Origin of the sequence: Allobosea sp. (genome assembly GCF_030694325.1) — a bacterium.
GTDB lineage: Bacteria > Pseudomonadota > Alphaproteobacteria > Rhizobiales > Beijerinckiaceae > Allobosea.
On record NZ_JAUXYO010000132.1, the window covers coordinates 1 to 4,882 of the forward strand.

The following is a 4,882-nucleotide window of genomic DNA, read 5'->3' on the forward strand; positions in this document are numbered from 1 at the left end:
GCGATGTTGAAGGGCACGCCCAAAAAAATATCGGCCGAGCGCTGGTAGAGCTGGCAGGAAAGCTTCCCGTCCGCCACGAAGAACTGGAACAAGCAATGGCAGGGCGCCAGCGCCATCTTCGGGATGTCGGCCGGGTTCCAGGCCGAGACGATCAGCCGGCGCGAATCGGGATTGCGCCGGATCTCGTTCACCAGCCAGGCGATCTGGTCGATCGTGCCGCCGTCCGGTGCCGGCCAGGAGCGCCACTGCCGTCCATAGACCGGGCCGAGATCGCCCTTGGCGTCGGCCCATTCATCCCAGATCGTGACGCCGTTCTCCTGCAGGTAGCGCACATTGGTGTCGCCGCGCAGGAACCAGATCAACTCGTGGATGATCGATTTCAGATGCAGCTTCTTGGTGGTGACGAGGGGAAAGCCCTCGCTCAGATCGAAGCGCATCTGGTGGCCGAAGACGGCCAGCGTGCCGGTGCCGGTGCGGTCGTCCTTGCGGACACCCTCGTCCAGGACGCGTCGGAGCAGGTCGTGATATTGGCGCATGAGCGAATCTCGGTCGAAACGGCGCCACCATAGCCGCAGGCCGCGGCGATGGCGCGGTCGGCCCGGCCGCCTTCCCCTGTTTTCTCGCGCCCGATCGTCTCACCCCTCGGCGTCAGCCGGTGGCAACGGCCGGAACCGAACCGCCGGCGGTCGGTTGCCCAAATGGTTCCTGAAACGATGGAGACGACGAGATGATCCTGCGCATGCCCCGCCACGCCGTCCTGCTCGCGGCCCTGCTCGCCCTGCCGACAGGTGCCCTGGCCCAGGCCCCGGCTCCGATCCGCCCCGACCGGCCGGCCATCTCGATGGACGAGGCCCGCCGCATCGCCAACGACAACGGCATGGTCCGTATCGAGGAGATCGAGCTCGACGACGGCAAATGGGAGATCGAGGGGCGCGACGCCGCCGGTGCCGAGATCGAAATCGACCTCAGCGCAGCCGACGGGAGCGTGCTCAAGATGGAGCGCGACCGCCCGGCGGCCGCCGGCGCGCGGCCCTGATCAGGCGACGCGCCTTAGCCTTTGCGTGAGCCGGTCCGAAATCCGGCTCACGCGATCGCGAGGAGAGTTGAGCGACGCCGCCCTTTGCGGTGCCGCCCGCGACACCATCTCCGCCTCTGAAGTCGAGACGAGGAGATGATGATGATACGATCGCGCCGCATCGGGTCGGTCTTGCTGCTGCTGGCCGGCGTCGCCATCGTGCTGTCCTGTGTCTCGGACAAAGCGGGCGCCCTGCCTGCCCGTGACGGCACCGTCTCGGCCACTGCCGTCACCCCTCCGCACAAAACCCTCGAAAAAATCTCCCGCGACAAGATCTCCGAGGACTCGGCCCGACGGATCGCTTGGGGCTCGGGCATCGACCACGTCGAGGACGTCTTGCTCGCCGACGGGCGCTGGCAGGTCGCGGGCCGTGATCGCAGCGGCAACGAAATCACCGTCGATATCCACGTGCATGACGGCCGCATCCTGGACCAGACCGGCCTCTACGCAAATTAAGCCGGCTCGTCCGCCATCGGCTCTTTCCCCCGCCCGCCGCAGCCCCTATATTGCTCTTGCCGATCGCAAGACCGGCTATGGCGATAAACGAGCGTCGGAATAAGCTTTTCGGACCCGGGGGCGGTACCCGGCGCCTCCACCACAGCCCTGCGGCGCGAGCCATGGGGCGGCCTGCGGGATCTTGGACCGCGGGCTTGCCAGGCCACCGAGTGGCAGGGTTGCGGCGGGGGCGAAATAGGATCGACGAGAGTGTAAAGGCCGTTCTTTTGCCCGGTATGGTTCCGCCGTTATAGGGCTAACGCATAGTTGCCAACGACAACAATGCTCGGGTTGCTGTCGCCGCGTAAGCGGTGCTGGTTCCCAAACCTAAGTCCTTCCGTTTAGCGACGTAAGGCGGGGCCCGGAGGCGCCTGGCAACAGAAGCCTCCACTTCATTCGATGCCTGGCCGGCTGCCGCCGCGGGATGCTGGAAGCGGAAACCTCGACACGATGTCCAAGGACGTTCTTCGCTACGATCTGATGGTGCAGGACGCGCTGAAGGGCGTCGTGCGCAAGATTCTTGCGGAGGCGGGACGGGACGGTCTGCCCGGCGACCACCATTTCTACGTGACCTTCCGCACCGGCGCGCCGGGCGTGCGCGTCTCGCAGCGCCTGCGCGACAAGCATCCCGACGAGATGACGATCGTCCTGCAGCACCAGTTCTGGGACCTTAGCGTCAGCGAGCATGCCTTCGAGGTTGGCCTGTCCTTCTCGAACGTTCCCGAGCGGCTGCTGATCCCCTTCGACGCGATCACCACCTTCTTCGACCCTTCGGTCCAGTTCGGCCTCAAGTTCGAGACCCAGGACGCCGAGGGGGCCTCGGCCAATGACGCGGCCGCCACCCCGCGCCCCCGCGGGGCGGGCTCGGAGCCGAATGAATCGCCGCCTGCCCCCCTCGCCCTCCCCGCCAAGGCGACTCCGGCCGGTGTCCCGGCGATCAAGGCTCCCGCCAAGGGCGCGTCGAAAGCCGCCAAGCCGCAGGCTCAGGAGCCCGCCGCAGAAGCCACGGAAGCGACGCCCGAGGACGGCGGCGGCGCTCAGGTCGTGAGCCTCGACGCCTTCCGCAAGAAGACCTGATCGGCCCGCGAGCCCACCCCGACCACCGCAACGGGCTCGTCCTTCGGCGCATCGCCGCCTCCGGCAGCCCTCGCAGAGCAGGCTGCCCATGACCGAGACCCGCACCGAAACCGATTCCTTCGGCCCCATCGCCGTCCCGGCGGATCGCTACTGGGGCGCGCAGACGCAGCGCTCGCTCGAGAATTTCCGCATCGGCGGCGAGCGCGAGCGCATGCCCCTGCCGCTCGTCCATGCCCTCGTGCTGGTTAAGAAGACCGCCGCCCATGTCAACGCCCGCCTCGGTCTGGTCGACCCGCGCGTCGCTGGCGCCATCGGCCAGGCGGCCGACGAGGCGCTGGCGGGCCAGTTCGACGACCATTTCCCGCTGGTGATCTGGCAGACCGGATCCGGCACGCAGACCAACATGAACGTCAACGAGGTGCTGGCGAATCGCGCCAACGAGTTGCTCGGCGTGGGGCTCGGCGCCAAGAGCCCGGTCCATCCCAACGATCATGTCAATCGCGGCCAGTCCTCCAACGACTGCTTCCCGACCGCGATGCACATCGCCGCCGCGCTCGAGATCGCGCGCTCGCTGCTGCCGGCGCTGCGCGCCCTCGAAAAGGCGCTGGCCGACAAGGCGACGGCCTTCAAGGATCTGGTCAAGATCGGGCGCACCCATCTTCAGGATGCGACGCCCGTCACGCTCGGCCAGGAATTCTCCGGCTATGCGATGCAACTCCATCTCGGCATCAGTCGGATCGAGGCGTCGCTAGGCGGGCTCTACGCGCTGGCCCAGGGCGGCACCGCCGTCGGCACCGGCCTCAACACGCATCCCGATTTCGCCGCCCTCTTTGCCCGCGAGGTCGCGGCCCTGACCGGCGTGCCGTTCCGCAGTGCCGAGAACAAATTCGAGGCGCTGGCGAGCCATGGCGCGCTCGCCACCGCCCATGGAGCGCTCGCGGCGCTCGCCGCCGACCTGTTCAAGATCGCCAACGACATCCGGCTGATGGGTTCGGGTCCTCGCTCCGGCCTCGGCGAGATCAGCCTGCCGGAGAACGAGCCCGGCTCGTCGATCATGCCCGGCAAGGTCAACCCGACCCAGGCCGCGGCGCTGACCATGGTCGCGACGCAGGTCATGGGCAACCAGACCACGATCGGCTTCGCCGCGAGCCAGGGCCATTTCGAGCTGAACGTCTTCAAGCCGGTGATCGCCGCCGCCTTCCTGCAATCGGTGAGGCTCTTGACCGACGCGGCCGACAGCTTCCGCATCAACTGCGTTGAGGGCATCGTCGCCAATGAGGACCAGCTTCGGGAGCTGTTGTCACGCTCGCTGATGCTGGTGACGGCGCTGGCGCCGGCGATCGGCTATGACGGAGCCGCCGGCATCGCCAAGGCCGCCCATCACAACGGCACCACGCTGCGCGAGGAGGCCCTGCGCGCCGGCGTCGCCGCCGATCTCTTCGACGCCACCGTCAGGCCCGAGCGCATGCTCGGTCCGGCCTGAGCCGGCGCCCCGCCATGGCCGAGATCGTCAATTTGCGCCGGGCCCGCAAGCAGCGCGCGCGGCAGGAGGCGGAGGAGCAGGCGCAGCAGAACCGCATCGCCTTCGGCCGGACCAAGGCGGAGCGGAGCCTGAGCGAGGCCGAGCGCGACAAGGTCGTCCGCACGCTGGACGGCCACCGCCTCGGTTCGAGCGACGAAGAGCCCACGCCGTGAGCGCAGAGCGCAAGCGCTCGCTGACCGTCGCCGGCCACCGCACCAGCGTCTCGCTGGAAGAGCCCTTCTGGGAGGCACTGAAGGAGATCGCCGCCGCGCAGGGACAGACCGTGGCGGGCCTGATCGCCGCGATCGACGGCAGCCGCCAGGGCGTCAACCTCTCCTCGGCGCTGCGCCTGCATGTGCTGGCGCACTACCGGCGGCTGGCGGCGGACCGCGGGGCCTGACGCCGCAAGGCCGGCGGCGAGCCTCCGTCCGTTGCCCGGATAACCTTTTTGTTACAGCAGGTTCCAGGCGACGCCTGAATCAACGGCGCGACGTCCTGATTCAGACTGTGAGGCGATAGCTCAGCCGGGCGGGACGCCGCGCGACAGCGGCCGCGGCACGGACTGGATGTCCACCGGCGGCGCCAGCGGCGGCGCGGGCTGCAGCACGGGGTCGGGGAAATTGGCCCGCGGCGCCGTGGGCAGGATCAGCGGACCAGGCAGCGGCTGCGGCGTCGCGGCCCGCTCAGCAGCCGCGCGCTCAGCAGCAGCTCGC

7 protein-coding genes, 1 other RNA gene and 1 pseudogene are annotated in these 4,882 nt (G+C 68.5%); 7 read left to right on the top strand and 2 right to left on the bottom strand.

Annotated features, from left to right (window positions below; genetic code table 11):
- Positions 1 to 536, bottom strand: a 536-nt coding sequence (locus Q8M82_RS07995; protein WP_305690839.1) for a thymidylate synthase, incomplete at its 3' end; no start/stop codon positions are given.
- 191 nt (positions 537 to 727) lie between these two features.
- Here Q8M82_RS07995 and Q8M82_RS08000 point away from each other — a divergent pair.
- The 7 genes from Q8M82_RS08000 to Q8M82_RS08030 all read left to right on the top strand — a co-directional run bounded on the left by Q8M82_RS08000 (position 728) and on the right by Q8M82_RS08030 (position 4,569).
- Positions 728 to 1,036 carry a PepSY domain-containing protein gene (locus Q8M82_RS08000; RefSeq protein ID WP_305690840.1) on the top strand — a complete coding sequence of 103 codons (309 nt, stop codon included), beginning with the start codon at positions 728 to 730 and terminating at the stop codon, positions 1,034 to 1,036.
- 135 nt (positions 1,037 to 1,171) lie between these two features.
- Entirely contained in the window at positions 1,172 to 1,531 is a 360-nt protein-coding gene (locus tag Q8M82_RS08005; RefSeq protein WP_305690841.1) for a hypothetical protein, read from the top strand.
- Positions 1,532 to 1,550: 19 nt separating this feature from the next.
- Positions 1,551 to 1,962: a transfer-messenger RNA gene (ssrA, locus tag Q8M82_RS08010) on the top strand.
- Positions 1,963 to 2,020: 58 nt separating this feature from the next.
- Positions 2,021 to 2,647 carry an SspB family protein gene (locus Q8M82_RS08015; RefSeq protein ID WP_305690842.1) on the top strand — a complete coding sequence of 209 codons (627 nt, stop codon included), beginning with the start codon at positions 2,021 to 2,023 and terminating at the stop codon, positions 2,645 to 2,647.
- A gap of 88 nt (positions 2,648 to 2,735) precedes the next feature.
- On the top strand, positions 2,736 to 4,130 hold the full coding sequence (gene fumC, locus Q8M82_RS08020) for a class II fumarate hydratase (protein WP_305690843.1): 1,395 nt from the start codon (positions 2,736 to 2,738) through the stop codon (positions 4,128 to 4,130).
- 14 nt (positions 4,131 to 4,144) lie between these two features.
- On the top strand, positions 4,145 to 4,342 hold the full coding sequence (locus Q8M82_RS08025) for a DUF4169 family protein (protein WP_305690844.1): 198 nt from the start codon (positions 4,145 to 4,147) through the stop codon (positions 4,340 to 4,342).
- A complete protein-coding gene (locus tag Q8M82_RS08030; protein ID WP_305690845.1) occupies positions 4,339 to 4,569 on the top strand; it encodes a ribbon-helix-helix domain-containing protein in 231 nt (76 codons plus the stop codon). Before Q8M82_RS08025 ends, Q8M82_RS08030 begins: the two co-directional genes overlap by 4 nt.
- 120 nt (positions 4,570 to 4,689) lie before the next feature.
- On the opposite strand, the pseudogene Q8M82_RS08035 reads toward Q8M82_RS08030, so the two are convergent.
- Positions 4,690 to 4,882: pseudogene (locus Q8M82_RS08035) on the bottom strand (hypothetical protein); the annotation flags it as partial.